Annotated in this window: 26 protein-coding genes; 12 read left to right on the forward strand and 14 right to left on the reverse strand. The window is 71.4% G+C overall.

Going from position 1 to position 26,088, the window contains the following annotated elements; translation table 11 throughout:
* Positions 1 to 15: 15 nt before the first annotated feature.
* The 3 genes from AAH979_RS25910 (at position 16) to AAH979_RS25920 (ending at position 2,738) form a co-directional block, all read left to right on the forward strand.
* Positions 16 to 978, forward strand: a complete 963-nt coding sequence (locus AAH979_RS25910; protein WP_346260787.1) for an ATP-binding cassette domain-containing protein — start codon at positions 16 to 18, stop codon at positions 976 to 978.
* Positions 975 to 1,838, forward strand: a complete 864-nt coding sequence (locus tag AAH979_RS25915; RefSeq protein ID WP_346260729.1) for a hypothetical protein — start codon at positions 975 to 977, stop codon at positions 1,836 to 1,838. Before AAH979_RS25910 ends, AAH979_RS25915 begins: the two co-directional genes overlap by 4 nt.
* A gap of 414 nt (positions 1,839 to 2,252) precedes the next feature.
* On the forward strand, positions 2,253 to 2,738 hold the full coding sequence (locus tag AAH979_RS25920; protein WP_346260730.1) for a dCMP deaminase: 486 nt from the start codon (positions 2,253 to 2,255) through the stop codon (positions 2,736 to 2,738).
* A 13-nt stretch (positions 2,739 to 2,751) separates the two neighbouring features.
* Here the strand turns inward: AAH979_RS25920 and AAH979_RS25925 are convergent, their stop codons facing one another.
* From AAH979_RS25925 to AAH979_RS25935, 3 genes are all read right to left on the reverse strand, one after another.
* Positions 2,752 to 2,934: a hypothetical protein gene (locus AAH979_RS25925; RefSeq protein WP_346260731.1), complete on the reverse strand. Its 183-nt coding sequence runs from the start codon at positions 2,932 to 2,934 to the stop codon at positions 2,752 to 2,754.
* 187 nt (positions 2,935 to 3,121) lie between these two features.
* The gene (locus tag AAH979_RS25930; RefSeq protein WP_346260732.1) at positions 3,122 to 3,535 is read right to left on the reverse strand and encodes a VOC family protein; all 414 of its coding nucleotides are present in this window, start codon (positions 3,533 to 3,535) and stop codon (positions 3,122 to 3,124) included.
* Between the two features lie 1,107 nt (positions 3,536 to 4,642).
* Positions 4,643 to 5,671 carry a tyrosine-type recombinase/integrase gene (locus tag AAH979_RS25935; protein ID WP_346260733.1) on the reverse strand — a complete coding sequence of 343 codons (1,029 nt, stop codon included), beginning with the start codon at positions 5,669 to 5,671 and terminating at the stop codon, positions 4,643 to 4,645.
* A 147-nt stretch (positions 5,672 to 5,818) separates the two neighbouring features.
* Between AAH979_RS25935 and AAH979_RS25940 the strand changes: the two genes are divergently transcribed.
* Entirely contained in the window at positions 5,819 to 6,286 is a 468-nt protein-coding gene (locus AAH979_RS25940) for an HNH endonuclease (protein WP_346260734.1), read from the forward strand.
* A 570-nt stretch (positions 6,287 to 6,856) separates the two neighbouring features.
* On the opposite strand, the gene AAH979_RS25945 is transcribed toward AAH979_RS25940, so the two are convergent.
* Complete coding sequence (locus AAH979_RS25945) at positions 6,857 to 7,039, reverse strand: hypothetical protein (protein ID WP_346260735.1); 183 nt, start codon at positions 7,037 to 7,039, stop codon at positions 6,857 to 6,859.
* Between the two features lie 255 nt (positions 7,040 to 7,294).
* Between AAH979_RS25945 and AAH979_RS25950 the strand changes: the two genes are divergently transcribed.
* A complete protein-coding gene (locus AAH979_RS25950; protein ID WP_346260736.1) occupies positions 7,295 to 8,554 on the forward strand; it encodes a hypothetical protein in 1,260 nt (419 codons plus the stop codon).
* A gap of 6 nt (positions 8,555 to 8,560) precedes the next feature.
* Here AAH979_RS25950 and AAH979_RS25955 read toward each other — a convergent pair whose 3' ends face one another.
* Together AAH979_RS25955 and AAH979_RS25960 are read right to left on the reverse strand one after the other, a co-directional pair.
* On the reverse strand, positions 8,561 to 8,941 hold the full coding sequence (locus AAH979_RS25955) for a hypothetical protein (protein WP_346260737.1): 381 nt from the start codon (positions 8,939 to 8,941) through the stop codon (positions 8,561 to 8,563).
* Positions 8,942 to 9,229: 288 nt separating this feature from the next.
* Positions 9,230 to 9,799, reverse strand: coding sequence for a DUF4158 domain-containing protein (locus AAH979_RS25960; protein ID WP_346260738.1), 570 nt, complete (start codon positions 9,797 to 9,799; stop codon positions 9,230 to 9,232).
* 546 nt (positions 9,800 to 10,345) lie between these two features.
* On the opposite strand from AAH979_RS25960, the gene AAH979_RS25965 reads away from it, so the two are divergent.
* On the forward strand, positions 10,346 to 10,831 hold the full coding sequence (locus AAH979_RS25965; RefSeq protein ID WP_346260739.1) for a DUF1062 domain-containing protein: 486 nt from the start codon (positions 10,346 to 10,348) through the stop codon (positions 10,829 to 10,831).
* 73 nt (positions 10,832 to 10,904) lie between these two features.
* On the opposite strand, the gene AAH979_RS25970 is transcribed toward AAH979_RS25965, so the two are convergent.
* The 4 genes from AAH979_RS25970 to AAH979_RS25985 all read right to left on the reverse strand — a co-directional run bounded on the left by AAH979_RS25970 (position 10,905) and on the right by AAH979_RS25985 (position 15,700).
* The gene (locus AAH979_RS25970; protein ID WP_346260740.1) at positions 10,905 to 11,756 is read right to left on the reverse strand and encodes an ATP-binding protein; all 852 of its coding nucleotides are present in this window, start codon (positions 11,754 to 11,756) and stop codon (positions 10,905 to 10,907) included.
* The gene (locus AAH979_RS25975) at positions 11,753 to 12,442 is read right to left on the reverse strand and encodes a response regulator transcription factor (RefSeq protein WP_346260741.1); all 690 of its coding nucleotides are present in this window, start codon (positions 12,440 to 12,442) and stop codon (positions 11,753 to 11,755) included. Before AAH979_RS25975 ends, AAH979_RS25970 begins: the two co-directional genes overlap by 4 nt.
* 5 nt (positions 12,443 to 12,447) lie before the next feature.
* Positions 12,448 to 14,598 carry an MMPL family transporter gene (locus AAH979_RS25980; RefSeq protein ID WP_346260742.1) on the reverse strand — a complete coding sequence of 717 codons (2,151 nt, stop codon included), beginning with the start codon at positions 14,596 to 14,598 and terminating at the stop codon, positions 12,448 to 12,450.
* A gap of 115 nt (positions 14,599 to 14,713) precedes the next feature.
* A complete protein-coding gene (locus tag AAH979_RS25985; protein WP_346260743.1) occupies positions 14,714 to 15,700 on the reverse strand; it encodes an alcohol dehydrogenase catalytic domain-containing protein in 987 nt (328 codons plus the stop codon).
* 89 nt (positions 15,701 to 15,789) lie between these two features.
* Here AAH979_RS25985 and AAH979_RS25990 point away from each other — a divergent pair, with 89 nt between their 5' ends.
* From AAH979_RS25990 to AAH979_RS26000, 3 genes are all read left to right on the forward strand, one after another.
* Positions 15,790 to 16,572 (forward strand): class I SAM-dependent methyltransferase, encoded by a 783-nt coding sequence (locus tag AAH979_RS25990; protein WP_346260744.1) that lies wholly within the window; start codon positions 15,790 to 15,792, stop codon positions 16,570 to 16,572.
* 123 nt (positions 16,573 to 16,695) lie between these two features.
* Positions 16,696 to 16,824 (forward strand): hypothetical protein, encoded by a 129-nt coding sequence (locus AAH979_RS25995; protein ID WP_346260745.1) that lies wholly within the window; start codon positions 16,696 to 16,698, stop codon positions 16,822 to 16,824.
* Positions 16,825 to 17,022: 198 nt separating this feature from the next.
* Positions 17,023 to 18,195 carry a hypothetical protein gene (locus AAH979_RS26000; protein WP_346260746.1) on the forward strand — a complete coding sequence of 391 codons (1,173 nt, stop codon included), beginning with the start codon at positions 17,023 to 17,025 and terminating at the stop codon, positions 18,193 to 18,195.
* A 25-nt stretch (positions 18,196 to 18,220) separates the two neighbouring features.
* Here AAH979_RS26000 and AAH979_RS26005 read toward each other — a convergent pair whose 3' ends face one another.
* Entirely contained in the window at positions 18,221 to 18,637 is a 417-nt protein-coding gene (locus tag AAH979_RS26005) for a VOC family protein (RefSeq protein ID WP_346260747.1), read from the reverse strand.
* An 87-nt stretch (positions 18,638 to 18,724) separates the two neighbouring features.
* Here AAH979_RS26005 and AAH979_RS26010 point away from each other — a divergent pair, with 87 nt between their 5' ends.
* Positions 18,725 to 19,675: a WYL domain-containing protein gene (locus tag AAH979_RS26010; RefSeq protein ID WP_346260748.1), complete on the forward strand. Its 951-nt coding sequence runs from the start codon at positions 18,725 to 18,727 to the stop codon at positions 19,673 to 19,675.
* Between the two features lie 113 nt (positions 19,676 to 19,788).
* Here the strand turns inward: AAH979_RS26010 and AAH979_RS26015 are convergent, their stop codons facing one another.
* A complete protein-coding gene (locus tag AAH979_RS26015) occupies positions 19,789 to 20,649 on the reverse strand; it encodes an endonuclease/exonuclease/phosphatase family protein (RefSeq protein ID WP_346260749.1) in 861 nt (286 codons plus the stop codon).
* A 214-nt stretch (positions 20,650 to 20,863) separates the two neighbouring features.
* Positions 20,864 to 23,281, reverse strand: a complete 2,418-nt coding sequence (locus AAH979_RS26020; protein WP_346260750.1) for a PEP/pyruvate-binding domain-containing protein — start codon at positions 23,279 to 23,281, stop codon at positions 20,864 to 20,866.
* Between the two features lie 85 nt (positions 23,282 to 23,366).
* On the opposite strand from AAH979_RS26020, the gene AAH979_RS26025 reads away from it, so the two are divergent.
* Positions 23,367 to 24,104: a TetR/AcrR family transcriptional regulator gene (locus AAH979_RS26025; protein ID WP_346260751.1), complete on the forward strand. Its 738-nt coding sequence runs from the start codon at positions 23,367 to 23,369 to the stop codon at positions 24,102 to 24,104.
* A 127-nt stretch (positions 24,105 to 24,231) separates the two neighbouring features.
* Complete coding sequence (locus tag AAH979_RS26030; protein WP_346260752.1) at positions 24,232 to 25,236, forward strand: NAD(P)H-dependent glycerol-3-phosphate dehydrogenase; 1,005 nt, start codon at positions 24,232 to 24,234, stop codon at positions 25,234 to 25,236.
* 39 nt (positions 25,237 to 25,275) lie between these two features.
* Here AAH979_RS26030 and AAH979_RS26035 read toward each other — a convergent pair whose 3' ends face one another.
* Positions 25,276 to 25,986: a methyltransferase domain-containing protein gene (locus AAH979_RS26035; protein WP_346260753.1), complete on the reverse strand. Its 711-nt coding sequence runs from the start codon at positions 25,984 to 25,986 to the stop codon at positions 25,276 to 25,278.
* Positions 25,987 to 26,088 lie beyond the last annotated feature (102 nt).

Here is a 26,088-nt window from a genome sequence, read left to right on the forward strand (position 1 = left end):
GCCGCCGCCGGCCCGATGTCCCAGGCCGCCCGATTCGGCAGCGTTGCCGTCGTGATCGAAGTCAACGACCTGACCAAGCGATACGGTCGCAAGACCGCCGTCGACGCCCTCTCCTTCACGGTACGGCCCGGGCACGTCACCGGCTTCCTCGGACCGAACGGTGCGGGCAAGACCACCACGCTGCGGATGATCCTCGGTCTGGACGCACCGACCCGGGGCACCGCCACGGTCGGCGGCGTGCCGTTCCGGACCCACCGGCGCGGGCTGCGGCACGTCGGTGCCCTGCTCGACGCGAACCACGTGCACGGCGGACGCAGCGCCAGGGCACACCTGTCCGCCCTGGCCCGCAGCAACGGCATCCCGCCGCGCCGGGTGGACGAGGTCCTCCGGGAGGTGGGGCTTGCCGAGGTGGCCCGGCAGCGCGTCGGCGGGTTCTCCCTCGGCATGAAGCAGCGACTCGGCATCGCGACCGCGCTGCTCGGTGACCCGCCGGTACTGCTCTTCGACGAGCCGATCAACGGGATGGACCCCGAGGGGGTGCGCTGGGTCCGGCACCTGTTCCGCCGGCTGGCCGCGGAGGGCCGGACGGTCTTCCTCTCCAGCCACCTGATGACCGAGATGGAGAACACCGCCGACCAACTCGTCGTGATCGGCCGGGGCCGGCTGGTCGCCGCCGAGTCGCTGACCGGCTTCGCCGCCCGCAGCAGCCGGCGCAGCGTGCTGGTGCGTACCCCACGGGCCGCCGAACTCACCGCGCTGCTGACCGCCGCCGGAGCGCGGGTGGAGGCGCAGGAGAGGGTCGATTCCGAGGTACGCACGCTGACCGTGATGGGGCTACTGGCCGAACAGATCGGCACCCTCGCCTTCGACCACCGGATCGTCCTGCACGAACTGGCCACCCGGACCGCCTCACTGGAGGACGCCTACCTGGAACTCACCGCCGACCGCATCGAATACCTGGCGGGGCAGTCCCGATGAGCACCGACACCGCCACCTCGGCACCGAATCCGGCACGCCGGGCCGAAGCGCTCGCCGAGCCACCTGCCCGGTTCCGCGACCTGCTCGGCGCCGAGTGGATCAAGGTCTGGTCGCTGCGTTCGACACCCTGGACGCTGCTGCTCAGCACGCTCTTTGTCGTCGGTACCGCCACCATGGAGGCGCTCGACGACTACCGCGACTTCCCGAGCATGAGCCCGGAGGCGCAGCGAGAGCCGATGTTCGCGCTCTCCGACGCGTTTCCGCTGATGGGCTACTGGACACTGGCACTCGTCGCGGTCAGCGCGGGCGCGATCGTGGTGGTCGGCGAGTACGGCAGCGGTCTGATCCGCACCACCACCGTCGCGGTGCCGGCCCGCGGCTCGGTGGTGCTGGCCAAGGCGGTCGTGGTAGCCGTGCTCTGGACGGTGGCCGGCACCCTCGCCGCGAGCGGCGCGTTCACGGTCTCCCAGGCCATCCTGAGTGGGCGGGACGCGGCGATAGCGATCACCGAACCGGTCGCGCTGCGCGCCCTGGCCGCCGCCGCGCTGCTCCCCACGGTCTGCGCGCTGATCGGACTGGGCCTGGGGGTCCTGATCCGGCACGGCGCCACCACGATGGTCACCGGCATCTTCACGCTGCTGATGCTGCCGCAGTTCTTCTCGATCCAGACGCGGTGGACCGCCGAGATCAACCACGCGATGGTGCTCACCGCATGGCAACGGTTGACCGCGATGTGGGTACCGCCGCCGGCTGACGGTTTCTCCCAGCCCGACGTCGCCGGGTCGTGGATCGTCTACGCCGCCTGGCCGGTGGCCGCGATCGTCGTCGCCCTGATCGTGGTACGCCGCCGCGACGTCTGAGCGGCCGTCCCGGACCGCATACCGGCGACGGTCTCGGTCCCGGGACGGTTGCCGGCGGTCAGTCGATGCTGGCGTGGCGGTCGGCCGATCCGGCGCGCAGGGCCAGCCCGGCCAGCTGGTCCTGCTCCGCTGACCGCCACGGGTCGCCCCGGTGCCCACCCGTTCGACGATCTCGTTCATGATGGCGTCGTCCAGCACCGTGCCGTGAAACTCGAGGAGCGGCCCCCTGACCACGGCCGTAGCGTACGGAGTGCGGAGTGGGCGGACACCGAGAGCCGCGGGAGGCGGGGGCGTGCGTCGCAGGCGGTGGCACAGTGCCCGACACGGCGTCGGCGAGGTGGTGACTGTCGGCGGCGCGGGTGCCCCGGTCGCCCCGGGGTCGGCGACGGTCGAGCCGGATCGTTACGGCAGGGCATGAACGGCGGCACCGAACAGGACCGGCGATGGTTGAGGTCGGCCATCGAACTGTCCCGGCTGTCGCCACCCTCGCCGACCCACTACGCCGTCGGAGCGATCATCGTCGACCGGTACGGCGTCACGCTGGCCACCGGCTACACCGGCGAGACCGACCCGCACCACCACGCGGAGGAAGCCGCACTGACGAAGCTCGCCGCCCGGCCCGGCCTGGACCTGGGCCGGGCGACGCTCTACACCTCGATGGAGCCGTGCACCATCCGCAGGTCACGGCCGGATCCCTGCACCGACCTGCTGCTCGACGCCGGCATCGCGCGAGTGGTGCTGGCCCTGCGGGAGCCGCTCCTCTTCGCCGACTGCGACGGCGTGGCGACCCTGCGCGACGGCGGGGTCGACGTCGTCGAGATCAGCGAGTTGGGCCATCTCGTGATCGCGATCAACGCCCACGTGCTCGGGCCGGCTGACCGTCGTCCGAACGGCTGGTGATCTGACAGCGGGGTCAGGCGATGGCGCGGTCAGGTCGGGACGGCGGCGCGAGCTCAGTCCGTACCGGTGCGGGTTTGGGAAGGGCGAGCAGCGCGACCGCGCCGGCCAGGCCGTAGGCGGCGGCCTGGGTGGCGATGGCCGGCAGGATCCCGACGCGTTCGCCGAGCGCGCCCGCCGCGACCGTGTCACGCAGCATGGCCGATGGATACAGAAAGAGCAGCAGGTCAAGGGCGCCGAAGACCACCGCAGCCCAGCCGGACAGCTTCCGGCCACGGGCTCCAGGTCCCCGTGCCGTGTCAACCGCCCCGGCTTCCGGGAGGCGGCGGGCTGCGCCGGGGAGTATGACCCGGTCGGCCACACCCGACCGAAGCCTCCGTCGGCGGCTACTCCGCGTAGGGCTGGTCCTCTCCGTGCGCACTGTAGCCGAGGCTCCAGATGTAGCCGTCCGGGTCCGCGAAAGAGCCGCCGTAGCCACCCCACGGCAGAGGGCCAGCGGACTTGAGGATCGTGGCACCGGCCTTCTCGGCCTCCGCCATGACCTCGCTGACCCGTGTCTCGCTGCGGACGACGTAGGTGAGGACCAGCCCGCTGAAGCCGCTGCCCTCCGGGGTCGTACCCACCTGCTCGGCCAGACCTTCACGGCCGTAGAAGCCGACGGGAGACCCGCCGTCCGGTGCGAAGAACACCGAGACGCCGTAGTCCTGCTCGATCTTCCAGCCAAGACCCTCCGTGTAGAACCGCTTGGACGCCTCCATGTCCCGAACGCCGAGGAGGATCGAACTCACGTGCGCTTTCATGCCTCGTCTCCTTGCTTGTGCTTGTTGGTGATGCACACGAGAATCACGCTACGAGCGGCTCCGGGGACCACGCTTCTTGAATCCTGATCGGTTTGATCACCTGCATCGCCGGGAAGGATGCGTCCCCGCCGCCCGAGGGCGGTCGAGCGGGCGGTTGTATACCGCTCCTGGGCCCAGTGAACCTGTCAGCCTCCCTTGCGGTGCAATGGATCGCCAACCACTCCTTCCGCGACCACCGGCACATCGTGGTCGGCGTCGGCGACTGCTGCCCCTCCCGCCGACGACCACTTCACCTTCCTCACCTCCCACGACCTTTCCTCACCTCTCACGGCCCAAAGCCACTGGTGATCGGAGAGGACAAATCGACAGCGGCGCATGAGGATCGCCTGGGCCTAGGCTGCATACATACGCCGTGACCAGCGTCCTGCCGATGGAGCTCCTTGGCAGGGCAGGCCTGCCAAGGTCAGCACGGGAGGAGATGGGAATGCGGCGTGACGATGGTGGCGACGTGGGGTGCTGCGGGTGTCCGCAGGCTGGGCGCGATCGGCGCCCGCGTCGGTGGAAGGTGGTACTGATGCTGCTGGCCATCGCTGTTCGGGCTGGTGACTGGCTCTGGCGTCGCCACGAGGGGCCATAGGAGGTTTCCGGGCTTGGACCAGCCTGGTCAGGGCTGGTCCAAGCCGGGCGCGTCCATCAGCGCCCTCGGCGGTACGGCGGGGCCCGGCGCCGCCGGCTGCGAAGCGAGCGACGCGACGGCAGGACCTGTTGCAGATCCTGGAGACCTATCCCCAGGGACGAGCTGTTCCAGATCAAGACCGACGACCTCTACCACACGGTCATCGGGGTCACCCGGGTAACCGAGTCGATGCTGGCCCGGGTGCTTCGGGGGTGGCGCCGGTACCAGCACCGACCACGAGGTCAGCATCAGGTCTGCCGGTCGCGTCCGGTTCCGGGCGCGTTCGCGCGAGCGAGGTGGTCGGGGAGTACCGCTTCCTGGGCATGCTCGGAGCCATAACCAAGGGGCTGGAGTGGTTTTTCGCCTGGAAACTACGGCGAGGCCAGGTTGGTGTACCGCACGCCACAGCGGTGCCGCTCTTTATGGGCGCCTCAAGAGGCGTTCGCCCCGCCGATCCCGGTCCGTCGGCCGCCCCGGCGGGCACGGGCCGCCCAGATGACGTACGCAGGATCGCGGTCGAGGTTGTGCCGGTCTCGGTCGTAGCGGCGGGTCGTGCGCGGATCCGCGTGTCCCATCGCGTCCTGCACATCCTCCAAGGACACCCCTTCGGCGCGGGCAGTGGTGGCGAACGCGTGCCGCAGCGAGTGCGGCGACAGCCTTGCCCAGGCGTGGATGCCCGCTGCCTGGGCGAGTCGGCGGACCAGCCGGAACACCGCGTTCCGGTCCAGCCGCGCACCGGTCGCGGTGACCAGCAGTGGACCGGTCAACTCCGGCACGCTCAGCCCCTGGGCGGCGGCCCGGGCGGCCAGATAGGCGTCCACCGCATAGGCGGTGCCGGGGGTAAGGGCGCGGCGACGGACCTTGCCGCCCTTGCCGACAAAGCGGATGCTGCGATGTCCGCGCTCGGTGCCGAGATCGGTCAGGTCCAGCGAGATCAACTCGCCGACCCGTAGCCCCAGATCGGCCAGCAGGGTGATGGTGGCCCGGTTCCGGATGGCGGTCGGTCCAGTGTCGGCCTCGGCCGCGGCCAGCAGCGCATCGACCTCGTCGGGGGTCAACCCGACGGTGGCGGAGTGGTCCCGGTCGACCCGCGGGCGGTCGGCGGCGGCCACCGGATTGGTTTCGACGGCGTGCAGCTTGACCAGAAACTCGTACCAGCTGGACAAGGCGGAGAGGCGGCGGGCGACGGTGGCCGGGGTGAGCGGGCGGCCACTGCGGAGCCCCAGCGTCGCCTCCAACTGACGGGCGTACGCGTTGACGTCGAGGAACGTGGCCCGCAGCGGATCGAGGCCATGGCTCTTGCACCAGCTCAGCCAGCCGGCGACGTCCCGCCGATAGGCGTCGCGAGTGTGCTCCGACAGCCGCCGGTTGCCCAGCCAGGCTTCGGTGAAGTCGGCGGGCCCAGCGGCTGTCAGCGCGGGGCTGCTCGACCTGCGGGGCACGACGTCGGGAGAGAGCATGTGAGAAAGGCTCTCAGCTCAGATGTGGATTCGTGCCGAGGCGCGCCCGGCAGGACGCCATCGTCGGGGACCGCCGGTCGGGCCAGGACAGCGGGGGTATTGCCGCCGACCACCGGGAACATCGGAGGTACCCGCTATCCTCCCGGCGTGCTCTCCCAGATCAGAGGCTTGTCCCGCCATTTCACGGAGGAAACGCTCCGGACGTACTTGTTGGACCGCTCGGCGCGCATGGAAGACGGCTGCCTCATCGTACGAGGCTACGGTAGCCAGCGAGGCGTGTACCAGAAGGTCGCGGGTCGGGCATGGGCCCACATCGCCGCGTACGTCGTCTTCGTCGGTGACTACAGCCCTGAGTTGGAAGTCGACCACGTTTGCGGTGTGCCGGACTGTATCGAACCGACCCACCTGCGTCAGATCAGTCATGCCGAGAACTGTCGTAGCCGCCAGCAGCAACCTCGGTGCCGCAATGGACACGACCGTGAGGTCGATACCCGTACCGGCCGCTATCGCAAGGTCTGCCGCCGCTGCAACGGAGACGCGCAGAAGCGGTGGCGCGAACGGCAAGCCCGCCAGGTTGCCGAGGGCCGCGCCAGCTACGGCCGCGCAACGGACTGACGCCGGCCGCGCGGGATCCGGGGTTTCGGCGTCGCCGGGCGCCGCTGTGGGGACACCGGAACCTTGGTGGGAAGGGAAACCTTCCGGCCGATCAACACTCCGGACGGTAGGCCAGGCGCCGGTGGCGCCCGTGCCGGTGGCGACCCGGCCGCTGGGTCGCGTTTGACGAGTCGGTCCAGGTAGCTATCCGGAAGTACCTCTGCACGGGTGCGGCGGATGGGAGAACGACGAACACTGCCGTCGACGTCGTACGGCTGGCGCCGCCCCCAAGATCGAACCGCTGGCGTCCCCTTGTCGATCGGGTGCGGGCCGCAGGCAGGATCGGCTTACACCATCCTAAGTGCTTACGGTAAAGAACTGTCATTATGATGTATCACGTCTTGGTCGTTCCGGCCGCCTCTCCGGTGTCAGCTATGGGGATTAATGGATTACTGGTAATGGCAATCCAACAATCATCCCCGGTGGCTGTCGTCGGCGACCTTGTCGTCGAGAGGGCGTACTGCTGGGTGGTCTCGGTGGGAACGTGCCCGAGTCGGCGGCGGACGGCTTCGATGGACACCCCGGCGTTGATCAGTTCGACACGGTGCGCACCGCGCCGCCCTTGCCGGGGACGCGCACGTGCTCGTCGTCCAGTGGGGCGTTGGTAAGAACCGTGGCACCAGCCGCCAAGAAGATGATCTTCGGTGGCTTCGGGGCCATCGGTACGGCGTCTTCGCTGGTAGTCGTGCGACTGGCATCGCGGATGTTGGTCACGCCATGTCCATCGCGCCGGCCGCCGCTTCTGGCTGATGAGTGAGCGGCGTCACATCGACGCGGAGGCAAGGAACCTGGTTCTGAGATGTGTGGCGGCTGATCGCTTCGTTGAACCGGCGCGCGCCAGCTCGACCAGGGCTTGCGGTCAACATCAATCGAGAGATTGCCATGCATGGATGACGTTGAGTAAGCTTCCACATACATGTCGTTATCGAGACGGGAGTACGATCTGTGGGGAAGACCAGAAGTCTTCTGGTGGGCGGCCTCATCGTCGCGCTGGTGGCAGCCGTATCGGCGCCAGCTTCCGCGAAGCCGGTCGGGCCAGAGGATCCCGGCAAGGTCACGCTGACCGGACCGGCAACGGGGGAAGCACGGAAGTACGCCGCACTCTTCGCCCGTCAGGAAAAACTCAACGCTGCGGCTGACACCGTCCAGGCCGCAGCTGGCAACCCAGCCCTGTCCGGTTTCGCCGGCGCCCGGGTTGACGCCGCAACCAACACCCTGACCATCTACTGGCACGGCGAGCAACAGCCGGCGGTCCAGGCCGCGATTGCGACGGCTCGCCGTGCGGGAATCGACGTCAAGGTACAGGCTGCGGCCTACTCGCTGCACACCCTGCAGAAGGAGGCCGACCGCCTCGCGGGGCGGAGGTTCTCATCGGGCCGCGTCGTACTGGTCGGCCCGGCCCCGGACGGCAACAGCCTCGAAGTCGGTGTCACACCGGACGGCGGCAACGCCCGCGCATCCACCGACCTGCACCAGGTGAACGACGAACTGGCCAGCAACGTGAAGCTGGACTTGTCACTTGAGTCACCTGCCGAGTTCACGACCCGCGGCGCGGACACTACCCCCTACTGGGGTGGCGCGCTGATCGTCAACGGCGGCGCCTGCACCTCCGGCTTTGGTGTAAGGGGCAACAACGGTGCGGCTCGCTATCTGCTTACTGCGGCTCACTGCGGCCAGGGGCAGTGGCGAACGGGTGCCGGCACTGTTATCGGCAACACCCTCACGAACACGACCGTCGAGTACGACGGCATGCTGATCCTTACCGACGCCGGCACTGCGGTATACGAGGGTCCGTCCTTTGCCACCGGCGACACCAACACGGGACGCCACATCAACGCTGCCTCCACCAACCAAGTCGGCAACCTTGTCTGCACCGGCGGTTCCTTCTCCGGCACCGCCTGCGGCTGGACGGTCCGGGCACTCAACCAAACCCTCACGCCCGAGGGCGGACCCACGATCAGAGGCCTCGTTCGGGCAGAGGCCGCAAACCGCGTCGCCGGTGTCGGCAACGGCGACAGCGGCGGCCCCGTCTATGTGCAGTCCGGCAACGCGGGCACGGCCCGAGGCATCATCAGCCTGCGGTCGAACGTACGTGAGGAAATTGTGGCCTGCGCCGGAGTACCCAGCGGAGACATCAACGACCCTAACTCCCGGCAGTGCTCCTGGAAATGGTGGTACGTCGACATCAACCAGCAACTGTCCCGGCTCAGCGTGCACTTCGGCCCCTGACATCCGTCACTTGCCGGTGGGCCCGGACGGAATTCCGCCCGGGCCCACCGAGAACGGCGCGAACTCGGCCGAGCCCCGCTCCACCACGATCGGCTGCCGATAATGCTCGGACAGCCGCTCCGACTCGCCCGCAGCCCCATCGGCCGTCATCACACGCACCGCCGATCCGTCGGGCAGCGGACCAGCCCCGGACACGGAAATACCTTCGCCACGCCAGTGCTCCACGTCGGCCATGACACGCTCGGTCAACGCGAGCATCTCCTGCTCCGACAGACGGGCGTCCGCGAAATGGATGGCGACATCGGCGAACCGATCACGAACTACCTCGTCAAGATCGCTGCCCGGTTTACGGTAGACGGTCATGGTACCGGCGGGCTCGTCCAGCACTATGCCCCCGTACCACTGTGCGTACCTCGTGCGCAGCAAATCCTCCACCTGCTCTGCGGCCCGCTCTGGCCCGGCCTCGCCGGAACCGTCTCCTGTAGCGCACCCACCAGTAGTAGCCAACACCAGGACAACAGCCAAGGCGACCACTAATCCCGTCTTTTTAGGCATTACACTCCTCACCACGCTGGAACCGCCTCTCACGTTCGATGGTGCTCCGGCCGGCCAGGTTCCCGACCGCGTAGTCGCCATCACATCCCGTAACATCGCCGCCGCATAGGCGGAAGGCGCCTAGCGACGGTCAGGCCCACAAGAACGGTCGCGACGCCGAGCCGTCCGCAGCAGACCCAGCAGCCGCGCCGCCACATCCGCCGGCAGCTGCCCGGCGACCCGCTCGGTCAGGAACCTCTCCGCCTGGTGCAACCCCGACCGCACGATCCGGTCCACCCGATCACTCGTGGGCGGCTCGATCGACCAGGCCCGGCACTCCGCCAGCAAGGCGTCCCGAACCAGCTCGTACCGGCGTTCCTGCTGCGCGTACCAATCGGTCAGCTTCTCCGCATCCGCGACTGTGCACTCCCGAAACCCCAGATGAGCACGGATCTGCGCACGGTGCCGCTCGATGGTGCGCCCGGACCACTCGTACTGGCCCAACGAGCCCGCGTCGACACCCACCTGCTTCGCGACGTACTCCACCGCGTCCGGATGCAACTCCGCCCGGCCACGCGGAAACCGACCGAACCGGCCGTAGAACTTCAGCAGCAGCGCGAATCCAAGCCGAGTGTCCCGATGCTTGGCCGCGACCAGGTCCTGCTCGGCACCAACCACCGTCCAGTGCTCGACCAGATCCCCAAGATTCAACGAAGGGCGATTCACAGCCGCAGATCATCCGGGGCCCGACGGCGCCGGCAACAGCCCTCGCGGCTAGATCATCTTCTTGGCGGCTAGTGACAAAGTTCTTACCAACGCCCCCCAGTCGCAGGTCGGGGTCCTCGACGTGTAGGCCGCACACCTCGCCGGCCCGGGCGCCGCAGACGTAGATCGTCTCGGACAGCACACCGGGCCGCACAGCCGATCGAGGGGTAGGTCCTTGCGGGGCCATCGAAAACCGTTTGAGCCTTCCTGCCGCGTCCCCGTAGGTTGCCCCCAGCCCCAACCCGGTGAGGACAGAGGACAAAACCGCGTGACCCCGCCTGCTCTTTAGACCTGACACCTTCTTGCGCTCACCTGTAGCCGACGCTCCCGTCGGCTCTGCCGGGCTGCCCTTGTGCGCCCGATCATCCAGCGTTTGAGGCCGCGCGCGATCGGCCTCGTGTCAGGTCTGGAGAGACCATGTCTTCACCACCTCATACCGTGCTGCCCTGGGTCGTTCGTCGGACCAGGCTGCCCCTACTGTCGTTGCGGTGCGTGGACTGCCGGTCGGAGTCGGCCACCACCGGCGAGGGCAGGTTCCGCGTCAACGCCAACCGCAAGCTGCTGGACGTGTGGCTGCTGGTCCGCTGCGTATCCTGCGATCGGACGAGCAAGCTCACCGTGCACGAGCGAGTGCCGGTCAGTTCCTTCGATCCGGCCGAGCTCCACGGCTACCGCGTCAACGATCCGGAACTGGTGGCGTCCAGGTTGTTGGATCCGTTGCTCGCCCGGCGCAGCCGCTTCGCCCTGGACTGGACGGGGGCCTGGCGGCTGGACACCCCGTCGGCACGGCTCGACGAGGCGTGGCCGGTCCAGGTGGAGGTCGTCTTCGAGGATCCGGTACCGGTGCGCCCGGAACGGCTCATCGCGCAAGGGCTCGGCCTCAGCAGGCCCGAGGTACTGCGCCGGATCAAGTGCGACATTCCGCTGCGCCGCACGACGAGCGCCGGATTCACCTTCACCGTGATGGCCGGGGACTAACCGGGGATGTAGCCGCGGCGGGCCATCCGGCCCGCCCGGCTTCACCCCGACACCCATGCCGGTACCGGAAGGCTCAGCGCGCGGGATCGCGCGGGGCCGGTCGTGCCGGCCCAGCAGGGCGGTCCGGTCGGGCAGGGCGAGCTGTCGCCGGGAACGTGACCCGTACGGTGGTGCCCTGCCCGGGCACCGAGGTCACCCCGGCCTGGCCACCGTGCGCGGTCACGATCGCCTCGACGATGGCCAGACCCAGACCTGACGAGCCACCGCCGTCGCGGCTGCGGCTGGGGTCGGCGCGGTAGAAACGCTCGAACACGTGCGGCAGATGCTCCGGCGCGATTCCGTCGCCCTCGTCGCGTACCGCGATCACCACCTCGCCGTCCTCGGCGGTGACGGTGACCGTGACCGGCGTGCCGGGCGGGGTGTGCTGTACCGCGTTGCCGACGAGGTTGCGCAGCACCTGCTGGATGCGCGTGCCGTCCCCGTCGACGACCGCTTCCGCCACGCCTTCCAGGGTGATGGCCCGGTCGGCGCTGACCACCCGGGCGTCGTCCACCACCTCGCCGGCCAGCGCCGCCACGTCCACCGGCCAGCAGTCCAGCGGCCGCGCCCCGTCAAGGTGGGCCAGCAGCGCCAGCTCGTCGACGAGCAGCCGCATCCGGCCCACCTCGGCCTGCATCCGTTCCATGGCGTGGTCGAGTTCGTCGGGGTCGCGCAGCCCGCCCTGGACGTACAGGTCGATCCAGCCGTGCATGGTCGCCAGCGGCGTGCGCAGCTCATGGCTGGCGTCGGCGACGAAGCTGCGCAGCCGGTCCTCGGCTCGCCGGCGGGCGTCGAACGCCTGCTGGACCGCGGCGGTGATCGCGGCGGCCTCCGGGCCGGCGAACAGCGCGATGAGGGCCAGCCGCCACCGGGAGGAGCGCTTCACTGCTGCACCGGCCGCAGGCTGTACCCGAACCCCCGTACGGTGTGGATCAGCGACGGCCCACCGAAGTCGATCTTGCGACGCAGGTTCGAGACGAACCGCTCGACCACGCCCGCGTCACCGCCGAAGTCGTACTGCCAGACGTGGTCCAGGATCTGCGCCTTGGAGACCACCCGCCCGGTGTTGGCCAGCAGGTAGCGCAGCAGCCGGAACTCGGTGGGGGACAGCTCGACCGGGCGCCCGCCCCGGGTCACCACATGCCGGGCCTCGTCCATCTCCAGGTCGCCGCAGCGCAGCACTCCCTCCGGCCCCGCCGACGGCACGCGGCGGGAACGCCGCAGCAGCGCCTCCAGCCGCGCGGCGAGCTCCACCACGTTGAACGGCTTGCTGAGGTAATCGTCGCCGCCCAGCCGCAGGCCACGCACCCGGTCGTCCACCTCGTCGCGGGCGGTCAGGAACATCACCGGCACTCCGACGCCCTGCGAGCGCAGCAGGTGCAGCAGGTTGAAGCCGTCCGTGCCGGGCAGCATCACGTCCAGCACGATCGCGTCGGGCGTGCGCGCCTCGATCGCGGTCAGCGCGGCCGGCACGTCGCCGGCCGCCTCGACCTCGAACCCCGCGAACCGCAGCGCGGACAGCAGCAGCTCCCGCAGCCCAGGATCGTCGTCCACCACCAGAATGCGGTCCACGTTCTCTATCTCACCATCACGACGGAAGCGCGCCGGCCGAGCTGCGTGCCCTCCACATCCAGGTTCGGCAGCACCCGATCGAGCCACCGCGGCAGCCACCAGGCGCGGTGCCGGGTCAGCGCCAGCACCGCCGGCACGAGCGTCATCCGGATCAGGAACGCATCCAGCAGGACGCCCACCGTGAGCGCGAAGGCGATGGGCTTCAGCGTGGCGTCGCCGTCCGGAATGAAGCTCGCGAAGACCGAAATCATGATCAGGGCGGCCGCCGCGACCACGCGTGCCGAGGCCCGGAACCCCTGGGCGACCGCGCGTTGCGGGTCGGCGCGGTGGGCGTACTCCTCGTGCATGCGGCTGACCAGGAAGACCTCGTAGTCCATTGCCAGGCCGAACAGCACCGCCATGAGGATGATCGGCATGAAGCTGATCACCGGCCCGGTGCGCGAGACCCCGATCAGATCGGCGAGCCACCCCCACTGGAACACCGCGACGACCGCGCCCAGCGTCGCGCCGACCGACAGCAGGAACCCCAGCGTCGCCTTCAGCGGTACCACCAGCGACCGGAAGGCCACCATCAGCAGCAGAAAGGCCAGACCCACGACGACCAGAGCAAAGGGTACGAGCGAGGCGTTCAGCAGCTCGGAGATGTCGATGCCGATGGCGGTCACGCCGGTGACCGACACGGACCCCCCGCCCGCGGTCTCGATGCCGGTCACCAGCCGCTCGGTACGTTCGTCCTGCGGCCCGGTCTCGGGGATCACCGTCAGCAGCGCGTACCTGCCGTTGGCGGACAGTTGCGGGCGGCCGACGGCGGCCACCCCGTCGACCGCGCCGAGCCGCTCGGCCAGCGCCGTGGCGGCGGCCCGATTGTCGCCTTCGTTCTTCAGGTCGGCCAGGACCAGCAGCGGGCCGTTGAAGCCCGGCCCGAACGCGGCGGCTGTCAGGTCGTACGCCTGCCGCTGCGTGCTGGCCGCCGGAGCGGAACCGCTGTCGGTGAGCGCGAGCCGCAACCCTGCCGCCGGTACGGCCATGACGCCGAGCGCCGCGACGACAGCGAGGGTCGTGACCAGCGGCCGGCGGGTGACCAGCCGGACCCAGCGCGCGCCCATGGTGGGCCGGGCATCCGCGGCCTCGCGCCGAACGGTCCGCGAGCCGGGCCTCGGGCGCAGCCGGTCCCCGGCGAAGCCCAGCACCGCCGGGATCAGAGTGATCGCGACCAGCACCGCGACGATCACGGCGGCGGCCGCGGCCAGTCCCATCGCGGTCAGAAACGGTATCCGGACGACGGTCAGCCCGGCCAGGGCGATCACCACGGTGAGGCCGGCGAACACCACGGCGGCGCCGGCCGTGCCGATCGCCCGGGCCGCGGACTCAGCCACGGGCATGCCGGACGCCAACTGCGACCGGTGCCGCGCGACGATGAACAGCGCGTAGTCGATGCCGACCGCCAGCCCGAGCATGAGGGCCAGGGCCGGCGCGGTCGTCGGCAGCGTCAGCATGCCCGCGGCCGTGGCCAGGCCGGCGACGGTGGCCCCGACTCCGAGCAGGGCGGTGAGCAGAGGTAGTCCGGCCGCCACCAGGGAACCGAAGGTGATGACGAGGACGACCAGCGCGATCAGCAGGCCGGCGGCCTCGGTGCCCTGGCCACCGTCGCCGGAGCTGTCGGCGTACGCCGGCCCGCCGACCTCCACCCGCAGCCCAGCCTCGCGGGCCGGTCGGACCACGTCCTCCAGCGCTTCGAGGGAGCCGCCCTCCAGCCGGGCGCGCTTCTGCTGATAGTCCACGATGGCCAGGGCGACGCGACCGTCCGGCGAGACCGTCTTCGCGGCAAACGGGTCCACCACCCCGGCCACCTGCGGCGCCTTCGCGGCGGCGGCGAGGGTCCGCTCGATGACGACTCGGTGCTCGGTGACCTGGTGGCCGGCGGGGGCGACGAACACCACCTGCGCGGAGGTGCCCGCCGCGGCGGGGAACTGCTCGGCGACGGTGTCCAGGGTCCGCTGGGCGCGCGAGCCGGGGATCGAGAAGTCGTCCTCGTAGGAGCCACCGGCGCTGCCGGCGAGCGCCCCGACGGCGACGAGCATGGCCAGCCAGGCCACCAGGACGGTCCGGCGGCGCCGATAGGTCCAGGCGCCGAGCCGGTAGAGCAATGCGGCCATGACGGCAGACTCCCGTGGTCGTGGGTCAAGGAGCCTCAGCACACCGCCCGTGCCTGACGGTCCGGCGTCGGCGAACCTGACGGTTGCCTGACGGTCGATCCCGGACGGGCGCGTCTCAGCCCTGGGGGTGGACGACCACCTTGAGGCCCGTCCGGGCCACTGCGGCGGACAGTGCCGCGTCGATGTCGCTGAGCGGGTACGCCCCGGTGACCAGTGACGACAGATCCAGCCGGCCGCTGGTGGCCAGGGCAATCGCGCGCGGATAGACCTCGCCCATCCGGCGGGACATCACCAGGGTCAGGCCCTTGCGGCGGGCGACCGAGGCAGAGAACGACGTGCGGTCGCCGTCCGGGATGCCGACCAGCACCACCCGCGCGCCGGGCCGGGCCAGCCGCAGCGACGCGTCCACCGCGCCGTCCGTGCCGCCGACCTCGAAGACCACGTCGGCGGCGCTCTGCTCGGCATCGGTGATCGGCTCGGCGCCGAACGTCACGGCCGCCTCCAGCCGGTGCGGTAGCGGGTCGGCGGCCAGCACCCGGGTGGCGCCGGCCAGCCGCGCGAGCTGCACCAGAAACAGCCCGATCGGCCCGCACCCGACCACCCCGACCGTGTTGGCCACGCGCAGGTGCCCGAGGTCCAGGGCGTGCACGGCGACGCCGAGCGGTTCCAGCAGCGCGCCCTCGTCGTCGGAGAGCGAGTCGGGCAGCGGTACGAGCCGGTCGCTGGGCCACGCCATGAGTTGCCGCAGCCCGCCGTCACACCCGCCGTGCCCGGCGAAGACCACGTCTGTGCACAGGTTGCCGTCACCGCGCGCGCATTCGGGGCAGGATTCGCAGGGTACGGCCGGGTCGATCGCGACCCGGGTACCGTCGGCGGGCCCGCCCCGCACCACCCCGGCCATCTCGTGGCCCAGCACCAGCGGGCGGGCCAGCCTGACGTCGCCGATCGACCCCTCGGTGAACCAGTGCAGGTCCGACCCGCACAACCCGACCGAGGTCACCTCGACCAGCCACTCCCCCTCGCCCGGCACCGGCCGGTTCTCGCTGACCACCCGGACGTCGCCAGCCCCGACGAGTCGCGCCGAAAGAAAGCCGTCCGGCATGGTGACCTCCTGATTGGATACGTTCCCGGTCGCGGCTGACCCCGCAAATTCGGTGGACAGCGCATGGACAGGGCCACGATTGTGGCCAGATGCGGCAGGAGGAGATCTGGGACGCCGACGTCGCCCAGCGTTACGACACTCCCGGCAGGGGGATGTTCGCACCCGAGGTCCTCGGGCCCGTCGTGGACCGCCTCGCCGAACTTGCCGGTGCCGGACCGGCGCTGGAGTTCGCCATCGGCACCGGGCGGGTGGCCGTTCCGCTCGCCGAGCGCGGCGTACCGGTCACCGGCATCGAACTGTCCCCTGCGATGGTGGAGCAACTGCGTACCAAGGTCGACGAGACGACGATCCCGGTCGTGGTCGGAGACATGGCCACCGCCGTCACCGGTGGGAAGCACACCCTCGTCTACCTCGTCTACAACGGCATCTCGAACCTGCTCTCCCAGGCCGAGCAGGTCGCATGCTTCCGCAACGCCGCCCGTCACCTGCTGCCCGGTGGTCGGTTCGTCATCGAGCTCTGGGTGCCTGAGCTGCGCAAACTCCCACCGGGTCAGCAGGCGGTCGTCTTCGGGACCGAAACTGGCTACGTCGGTCTGGACACCTACGACCTCCTGCGGCAGCAGGTGGTGTCGCACCACTTCCGGTTCGACGACGGTCGACACGCACGTGTGTTCCGCAGTCCGCACCGCTACGTCTGGCCCGCCGAATTGGATCTCATGGCACAGTTGGCCAGCTTCGAGTTGGAGTCCAGGCACGCGGACTGGACCGGCTCCCAGTTCACCGGCGAATCCCGGTCCCACGTCTCCGTCTACCGCCTCCCGCCCGACCGCCTCAGCAGCTCGCCGGTGGCTGCGGACGCGCCGAGCCCCTAGCTGAAGTCGCGCGCCCTGACCTCGCCGACCGTGCCGGTGCCCGAGGTGCCGTAGTCGTCCATGATCAGGCCCGGCAGGCGGTCGCCTCGATCGCGATCTTATCCGCGAGATCAGCAGGGCGGCGTGGTGAAGCCTTCAAATGCCGGCGGCTCAGGCCGGTCGGTGGCGGGATGCGCCCCCGGCAGCGCCTTCATCGACGTCTTCCAGCGCGCCTTCGGCTACACCCCCGGCACCCACAACCGCCGTACCTGACCTGTGCCGGCACCGGCGTCCGCGCGCCGTACCGACAGCCGCCCCGGTCGAGCACGGCGCACGGTGGACGCCAGGGGTGCGCGGCGCCGACGCCGGCCGCCTACCGGATATTCGGTCGACCTGGCCGCAGGCGGTCACGATACTCGCGACCATGACCCGAGCCATGGTGCCGCCGTCGGCACGGTGGCGAGCCCGCCGATGAGTGCGGCACCGCTGCCGGTGCTGTGGCTCTACGGGCCGCCCGCTGTCGGGAAGTCCACCGTCGCCTGGGAGCTGTTCACCCAGCTCTCCCGCCGGATGCCCACCGGCTACGTCGACCTCGACCAGTTGGGCATGTGTTACGCCCAGCCGAGGCCGGACAACTGGGCCCCGGAGCCGGCCTCCGACCCGGGTCGGCACCGGCGGCAGGCCCGCAACCTCAACCTGGTGGCGGCGAACGTCCGGGCCGCCGGCGCCCGCTGCCTCGTCGCCTCGGGAGTCGTCGACGCCGTCCGTGGGATCGACGTCGACCTGCTCCCGCACCTGGCGCTGACGCCGTGCCGGCTGCGCGTCGAGCCGTACGAGCTGCGGCAGCGGCTGGCCGGCCGTGGCCGGGCCGGGGACGCCGCCGCCGACCAGGTGCTGGAGTACGCGGATGCGCTGGACCGCAACCACCCGACCGGCCTCTGCGTCGACACGACGGGCCGGACTGTCACCGACGTTCTCAAGCTGGTGCTGGCCGAGACCGGCGGCTGGCCGACGCTGACCGGTACGGGTGCGGCAACGGCCGCGGACCCGGCCGGGCCCTACCCGAGGTACCCCGCCGGTCCGGGCGAGATCCTGTGGCTGTGCGGCGCGACCGGGGTCGGCAAGTCCACGGTCGGTTGGGAGATCTACACGACTGTCAGCAACGCCGGGAGGCGTGCCGCGTTCGTCGACCTCGACCAGATCGGCTTCTACCGCCCCGCCGGTGTCCAGTCGCCCCGGAACCATCCGCTCCGGGCGAGCAATCTCGCCGCCGTCTGGCAGACCTACCGGGCCACCGGTCTGCGACGCATGATCGTGGTCGGTCCGGTCGGCGACGACGAGGCCGTGCGGACGTACCGGGAAGCGCTGCCGTCGGTGCGGATCACACTGTGCCGGCTGCACGCCGGCCGCGACTCGCTGACCGAACGGATCCTGCTCCGGGGTCAGGGCCAGGGCCCGCTGATCGCGGGCGACGACCTGAAGGGGCGACCGGCGGCACGGCTGCGTCAGGTCGCCGACGAGGCGACCGCCGAGGCGGAAGCCCTGGAAGCGGCGACGCTCGGCGACCTGCGCGTCGACACGGACGGCCGACCCGTGCCCGACATCGCCGGGGAAGTCCTCCGGCGCATCCGCTGGCTGGACTGACTGTCCCGACGCGGCGTACCCGCCGTTACCGGCCCGTCCCGGACCGGAGCACCTCCAGGTAGTGCTCGTTGTACATGATGCCGAGGAGGTTGCCGAACGGGTCGACCACGGACGCGGTGACGAAGCCGGGGCCGCGCTCGACCGGCTTCTCGTGCACGGTGGCGCCCAGGGACAGCAGCCGGTCGAAGCTGGCCTGGATGTCGTCGACGTGCCAGTGGACGATCGCACCGCCGACCTGGTCCGGGTGGCCGTACGGGGCGTACCGGCTGTCGAGGATGCCGAGTTCGTGCAGGTAGTCGCCGATCCGGAACTCGACGTACGCCGGTGCCCCCTCGGTCGGGCGCACGAAGTACGCCTCGACGCCGAGCAGTTCCGCGTACCAGTTCCGAGCTGCCGTGACGTCGTCGGCGAAAAGGGTGACGGTGGTGAGTCCACGCAACATGACATTTTTCCTTCCGGTCGGTGACAAGGTCCATCCTCCGAGGAAAAGTGCGCACCGATTGAGCACTTTTCCGGGCAGGATGCTGGCATGCGCGCCGACCGTCTCGTCGCCGCCCTGCTGCTGATGCAGGCCCGGGGTCGGGTGACCGCCGCCGAGCTGGCCGAGGAGTTGGAGATCTCGGTGGCCACCGCCCGCCGTGACCTGGCGGCGCTGGGCACCGCCGGGGTGCCGGTGTATCCGCAGCCCGGCCGCAACGGCGGCTGGTCGCTGGTCGGCGGCGCCCGTACCGACCTCACCGGCCTGTCCTCGGCGGAGGCGCGGGCCCTGTTCCTGCTCGTCGGTCCGGCGGCGGCCGGCTCGGACGAGGCCCGCGCGGCGCTACGCAAGCTCGTCCGGGCACTGCCGCAGACCTTCCGGGCCGAGGCCGAGGCGGCGGCCGGCGCCACCGTGGTCGACCGGACCCGGTGGAGCGGCCGGGACCGGCCGCGCCCCGAACTGGTCGACCTGCTCCAGACGGCCGTGATCCGCCGTCGGAAGGTCCGGCTGAGCTATGTCGGCGGCGACCGGAAACGCTCCGAACGGCTGGTCGACCCGTGGGGACTCGTCGACAAGGACGACGTCTGGTATCTGCTGGCCGGCACGGAGCTGGGGCAGCGCACCTTCCGGATCGACCGGATCGTCGAGGCCGAGCCGACCGAACAGCCCGCCGAACGCCCGGACGGCTTCACCCTCGGCGCCGCCTGGCGCGCGGTGGTCGGTGAGGTGGAGCAGCGGCGTTCCCGGACCTGGGCGACGGTACTCGTCGAGCCCCGGTACCTGCCGGTGCTGCGCGACCAGTTCGGCCGGCACTGCCGTCCCGACGACGAGCAGGGCGACGGGCGTGCCCGGGTCCGGCTCGCCGCACCCACCGCGCTGGACATCGCCCGCCATCTGGCCGGCTGGGGCGCCCTGGTCGAGGTACTCGAACCACCGTCGGTCCGGGCCGAGCTGGCCCGGATCGGCACCGAACTCGCCGCCCGCTACTCCGCCGACGGCTGACCGTCGCCGCCGCTGCCGACCACCACGGACCGTCACCGGCACCGCCGCCCGGATCGCGCCCGGCCGCGTGGCCTGCCCAGCCCCGCTGGCCGGATACCGCCCGGCCGCACCGGCTAGAGGCTGAGGCGGGCGGCGATCGGCAGGTGGTCGCTGTCGGTGGCCGGCAGTGCCCACAGGTCCGTGACGGTCGCGGACCGGGCCATCACCTGGTCGATCCGGGCGACCGGCGACGCGGTCGGCCAACTGAACGGGAAGGCCGCGCCGGTCGACGGCAGCAGCTCGCTGACCGGTGCCAGCCCCCGGTCCTGCACCGTGCTGTTGAGGTCACCGATCAGGATCACCGCCGCCAGCGGTTCGGCGTCGATCGCCCTGGCCAGCAGCCGGGCACTCTCGTCGCGCCGCGCGGTGCCGAAACCGTCCGGCAGGCCGAACCGCACCGACGGCAGGTGCGCCACGTAGACGGCGACGTCGCCGCCAGGCATCCGGGCGGTGGCCCGCAGCCCCCGGTTCCAGTCCGGACCGAACCCGGCCGGTCTGATGTCCAGCGGCCGGTCGTCCAGCAGTGGATACCGCGACCAGAGGCCGACGGTGCCGTGCACCGAACGGTACGGATAGTCCCGGCCCAGCACCGTCGCGTACGCCGACAGCGCAGGTGTGGTCAGTTCCTGCATTCCGATCAGGTCGGCCCGGGCCCTCGCCAGCGCGCCGGCCGTGCCCGCCGGATCGGGATTGGTGTCGCTGACGTTGTGCTGGACCACCGTGATGCCCGCGCCGGAGCCGTCCCCGGGCAGCAGCGCCCCGCCGAACAGCCCGAGCCAGGCGGTGGTGGGCAAGACCAGCGCGACCAGAGCGGCGAGCGAACGGCGCAGCAGCGCCAGCAGTACTGGAACGGCGGCTCCGAGCCAGGGCAGGAAGGTCTCCAGCAGGCTGCCCAGCCGGCCGATCCGGTTGGGCAGCAGGGCGTGGCCGGCCAACGACAGGGCGACCAGTAGGGCCAGGGCGGCGGGCAGCCACCCGCGCCGCCAGGCCGACCGGCCACGCGCCTCGACGCCCCAGCGCCGCCGTTGCGGTCGCCGGACCGTCGTCGGCTCGTCGTTCAGGGTCTCGCCCCTCCCGTTGTCGCCGACCGGCCCGCGACCGCATCACGGGTGGGCCGACAGGCAGTCCGAGTAGGACGGTGCCGACCGCCTACCGTCCCCGGTCCACCGTCACCGTCCCGGCGGCGCCGTCGACGGTGATGACCTGACCGGTTCTGATCGTATCGGTGGCGCCGGGGACGCAGATGACGGCGGGGATGCCGTACTCCCGGGCCACGGTCGGGCCGTGTGCCATCGGCGCGCCGGTCTCGGTCACCAGTCCCCCGGCGGTCAGGAACAGCGGCGTCCAGCCGGGATCGGTGGTCGGGGCGACGAGGATCTCGCCGGGCTCGACACGTGCGGTCGCCGGATCGTGCACCACCCGGGCCGGGCCGGTCGCCGTGCCCGGGGCGGCGCCGACGCCGCGCAGGGCGTCGGGTGCGGCGGCGGTGGCCGGGGCGAGCGCGACCTCGACGTCGGTGCCGTCGGAGAGCACCGCGACCGGTACGTGCCGGCGACGCAACTCCCGCCGGTACGTCGCCCGGCGCTGCGCGACCAGCGCCCGCTGGTCGACTCCGTCGCACACGGCGGCACGCGCCTCCGGGATGGTCAGGAACATGATGTCGTCGGCCTGCGCCAACCGCCCGCCGTCGGCCAGTTCCGCGCCGACCAGCAGCAACTGCCGGCGGTTCTCCCGCAGCGGATACAGCCCGGCGAACTTGCCGGCCTCCCGCAGCCCGGCCAGCACCCGCGCCCGGCGCAGCAGGAACCCGGCGAGCCGGCCCCGGACCGGTCGGCGGCGACGGACCCGGCGGACGAGTGCGGCGAGTGCCGCCTCGGCGTCGGCGGCGGCCCGGGCGAACCGCCGGTCCGGCGCCTGCTCCGGGTCGGTGACCCGCAAGTAGTTCGCGATCGAGGCGAAGACCGGGGTCGGGTCCTCGGCCCAGCGGGGTACCCCGAGGTCGACCTCGGCGGCGGCCCGGTGCCCGTACGTGTCGAGGAACGCGGACAGTCCGATCTCCGGCAGGGTGCCGGCCCGGTACCGCGTGGCGAGTTCCTCCGGCGGTGTCGTGCAGAGCAGGTCGCGGTGTGCGCCGGCCCGCTCGGCGAGCCGCCACAGCGCCAGGTCCATCTCGATGGTGATGTTGTGCGGCATGCCGCCGAGTACGGCGTGGATCTCGGCCTGGCTGGCGATCCCCTTGAGTAGTTCGGCCGGCAGGGCGGTGGTCAGGATGCCGGCGACGACCGGCCAGACGATCCGGTCGTACTGGGTCGACGGGTCCTGGGCCTCGACGAGGTCCAGCCGCTCGGCCGCGGTACGCGGTCCGGTCGACCCGGCGGCGGCCCGCTGCCGGAGCTGGTCGATCTCCTCGAAGAGCCGGACCCGGGCCGCCTCGGGCCGGGCCAGCGCGGCCACGATCCCGGCGATCGCCCGTGGCGCGGTACGCAGCGCCGGGCCGAGACCACCGGCCGGGCGGGACCGGACGCCGGGCACGGGCGCGAACCGGGGATCGGTGAGCAGGTGCGCGACCACCGCCTGGGCGCGCGGGCCGAAGTCCACCGCCATCAGCTTCACCAGTCGTTTGCGGGTCGCCGGGTCGCGGACCAGGTCGGTCAGGTCGCCGTAGAGGCGGCCGCCGATGTCGACGATCTCGGCCCTGATGCCGAAGGAGCCGAGCATGCCGGCCAGGATCACCCGCAGCGCGGACATCCCCATCGGGGTGACCGGGCGGAGCATCCCCTGGACGTGCCCGAACTCCAGGTAGACCCGGGGCTGCGGTCGGTCGGTCGGCGGCGGCAGCGGGAAGAGCGTGGTGATCGGCCGGGACTGCAGCAGCCACAGGGTGCCGTCGGAGTCGATCGCCCACTCGACGTCCTGCGGGGTGCCGAAGTGGGCCTGGATCCGCTCGCCCGCCCGGTGCAGTTCGGCGAGCTGGGCGGGGGTGAGGCAGCCGCGGTCGTCGTACCGGGTGCCGTCCAGGACGTAGTGGTCGGCCGGGGCGGTGCCGTCGACCACGGCGGTGCCGAGCCCGGGGGCGGCGTCGACCACCATCTCGGTACGGCAGCCGGTGAGCGGGTTGGCGGTGAACAGCACTCCGGCGACCTTCGCGTCGACCATGCGCTGCACCACCACCGCCATCCGGACGGTCCGCCCGTCGATGTCGTTGGCCTCGCGGTAGGCGACGGCCCGCTCGGTGTGCAGCGAACTCCAGCACTTGGCGATGGCCTCGTGCAGTGCGTCGACCCCGGTGACGTCGAGGAAGGTGTCCTGTTGGCCGGCGAAGCTCGCGTACGGCAGGTCCTCGGCGGTGGCGCTGGACCGGACCGCGACCGGCCCACCCCCCAGCCCCCGGTACGCCGCCGCCACCTCGGCCTCCGGGATCGCGCCCCGGTGGTGGGCGGCGGTGGTCAGGCAGAAGCCGTCCGGCACCCGCTCGCCGAGCCTGATCAGCTCGCCCAGCCCGGCGGCCTTGCCACCGACCAGTTCTGCCATCCCGGCAGACGTCTCGGCCAGGGTGATCACGTTCACCAGGGCCTCCCCTCTTTTTCAATACGACCGAAATGTAACCGGCTCGGCGTGCCATGTCAATACGACTGCAATGTAAAGTGGTGGGGTGCCCAGAAGAGCCGACCACGTCGCCCGCCGCCGGCAGCTCGCCGACGCCCTGATGCGACTCGCCGCCAGCCAGGGACTGGAGGCGGTCAGCCTCCGGCACGTGGCGGCCGAGGCCGGGGTGTCGACCGGCATGGTGCAGCACTACTTCCGCACCAAGGACGAGATGATGACCTTCGCCCTCGACATGGTGATGAACGATGCGGTGCAGCGGATCACCACCGAGGTGACCGCCGCCGGTCGGGTTCTCGACCCCGCCGAACTCGTCCGGACGCTGATGATCCAGATCCTGCCGCTGGACGAGCCCCGACGGCTCGAGGGGCACGTCACCCTCGCCTTCCTCGCCTACGCCGCCGTCAAGCCGGCCATCGCCGAAGGGCTGCGGGGAAGCGCCGACCAGATGCGGACGTTCATCGCCGACCAGATCCGGGCCGTGCAGGCGACCACCGGGGCGGCGCCGCGGATCGACCCGGTGCACGCCGCCACCGGCCTGCTGGCCCTGGTCGACGGGCTCGGCATCCACGTCCTCGGCCAGCACTACTCCGGCGAGCAGGCCGTCGCCGCCCTCGACGCCCACCTCGGGCTGCTGTTCGGCTCCACATCGGACCGGACCGGCGACAACCGCCACGACCGGACCGGCCAGGACCCGCCTGGCCAGAACCGTCACGTCCCAGCCGGCGACAGCCCCGTCGCCCCGGCCGGCGGCGCCAGCTCGGATCTGCCCGCCGGCACCGGATGACCGGAGTACGTCGGCCCGGCGCACCACCGTCGACCCACTCGGCCGTACGGGCCGACCCCGGCAGCCCCGTACGCTACGACCGGACCCGCGCCGCGAACGGACGGCGCCGGAAGAGGGAGGCCGCTCGGTGACCACCCGTATGGCCGTGTTCGGCGCCGGCTCCTGGGGCACCGCGTTCGCGGTGATCCTCGCCGACGCCGGCTGTCGGGTCACCATGTGGGGACGGCGCGCGGACCTCGTCGACGCCGTAAACCGCACCGGCACCAACCCCGACTACTTCCCCGGCATCCCGCTGCCGGCCGGCATCACCGCCACCGCCGATCCGGCGGAGGCCGCCGAGGGCGCCGAGTTCGTGGTGCTCGCGGTGCCGTCGCAGACCCTGCGGGCCAACCTCACCAGCTGGGCGCCGCTGATCGCCGCGGACAGTGTCCTGGTCAGCCTGATGAAGGGCGTCGAACTCGGCACCGCCAAGCTGATGAGCCAGGTCGTCGCGGAGGTCACCGGCGCCGGACCGGACCGGATCGCGGTGGTCTCCGGCCCCAACCTCGCCCCCGAGATCGTCCGCCGCCAGCCCGCCGCCAGTGTCGTCGCCTGCCGCGACGAGGCCGTCGCCCGGCGGCTCCAGACCGCCTGCCACACCGGCTACTACCGCCCCTACACCAACACCGACGTGGTCGGCTGCGAGATCGGCGGCGCGGTCAAGAACGTCATCGGGCTGGCGGTCGGCATCGCCGGCGGTCTCGGCCTCGGCGACAACACCAAGGCGTCGCTGATCACCCGGGGCCTGGCCGAGACCACCCGGCTCGGGCTGGCGATGGGCGCCGACCCGCTCTCCTTCGCCGGCCTGGCCGGCATGGGCGACCTGGTCGCCACCTGCTCCTCGCCGCTGTCCCGCAACCAGACCTTCGGCACCAACCTCGGCCGGGGCATGACGGTCGCCGAGACGGTCGCGGCGACCCGGCAGACGGCGGAGGGCGTCACCTCCTGCGAGTCGGTCCTGGACCTCGCCCGCCGGCACGACGTCGAGATGCCGATCGCCGAGATGGTCGTCGACATCGTGCGTGGCGGAAAGTCGCCGCAGGTCGCGGTGAAGGAGCTGATGGCCCGCTCGGCAAAGCCCGAGCGGCACTGACCACCCCGGCCCGTTCCCGGCTCACCCGCGGTCGGGGCGTCAGGTCCGGACGCAGACGTAGCTGGCGTACGTGGCCGGGTCGCGGCTCGGGCTCGCCTCGATGACCCGGAAACCGGCCCTGGCCAGCATCGGTTCGAGCAGCCAGCTGAAGGTGCTGTGCTCGGTGCGGACGTGGGTGGCGAGTTCGGCCCGGGTCCAACCGTCGGCGGTCGACCCGGCCGCGCCGGCCAACCAGGTCTCGAACTGCTCCGCCACCTGCGCCGGCTCGAAGGTGTAGATCAGGTCCCGCAGCAGCAGGATCCCGCTCGGCCGCAGCAGGCCGGCGACCCGGGTCAGCGCGACCGCCTTCCAGAAGTCCGGTAGCTGGTGCAGCGCGTGCCGGCTGTAGACGAGGTCGGCCGGCGGGCCCTGGTGGGTATAGCTGAGAAAGCCGGCCCGGACGACCTCGACATTGTCCAGCCCGGCCCGCTCGGCGCCGGCCCGCAGCCGGGCCAGCATCGCCGCCGAGACGTCCACCGCGACCACCCGCCGGCAACACGCCGCGGCGGCCAGGGTGAGCCGGCCGGTACCGGCACCGAGGTCGACCAGCGTGGCGTTGCCGTCCAGCCCGTGCCGGCGCAGTATCTCCAGGTCGGCCTCCGGGTCGTGACCGGCCTTGCGGTCGTAGCCGTCGACGTACGCCGGGTCGAGGTGCTCGGGTCCGGCATGCGCCAGCTCGTCGAGCCACCAGTCGGGGTGTTGCGGTGCCATCCGACTCCTCCACCGGGCCCTACGCCCCTCGCGCGACGGCCGGGTGCCGCACCGGCCCGGCGAGGCGCCAGTATCGCCGCTTTCGGCCGGCCGGGACACCGC

Source organism: Plantactinospora sp. ZYX-F-223, from assembly GCF_039649625.1.
Classification (GTDB): domain Bacteria; phylum Actinomycetota; class Actinomycetes; order Mycobacteriales; family Micromonosporaceae; genus Plantactinospora.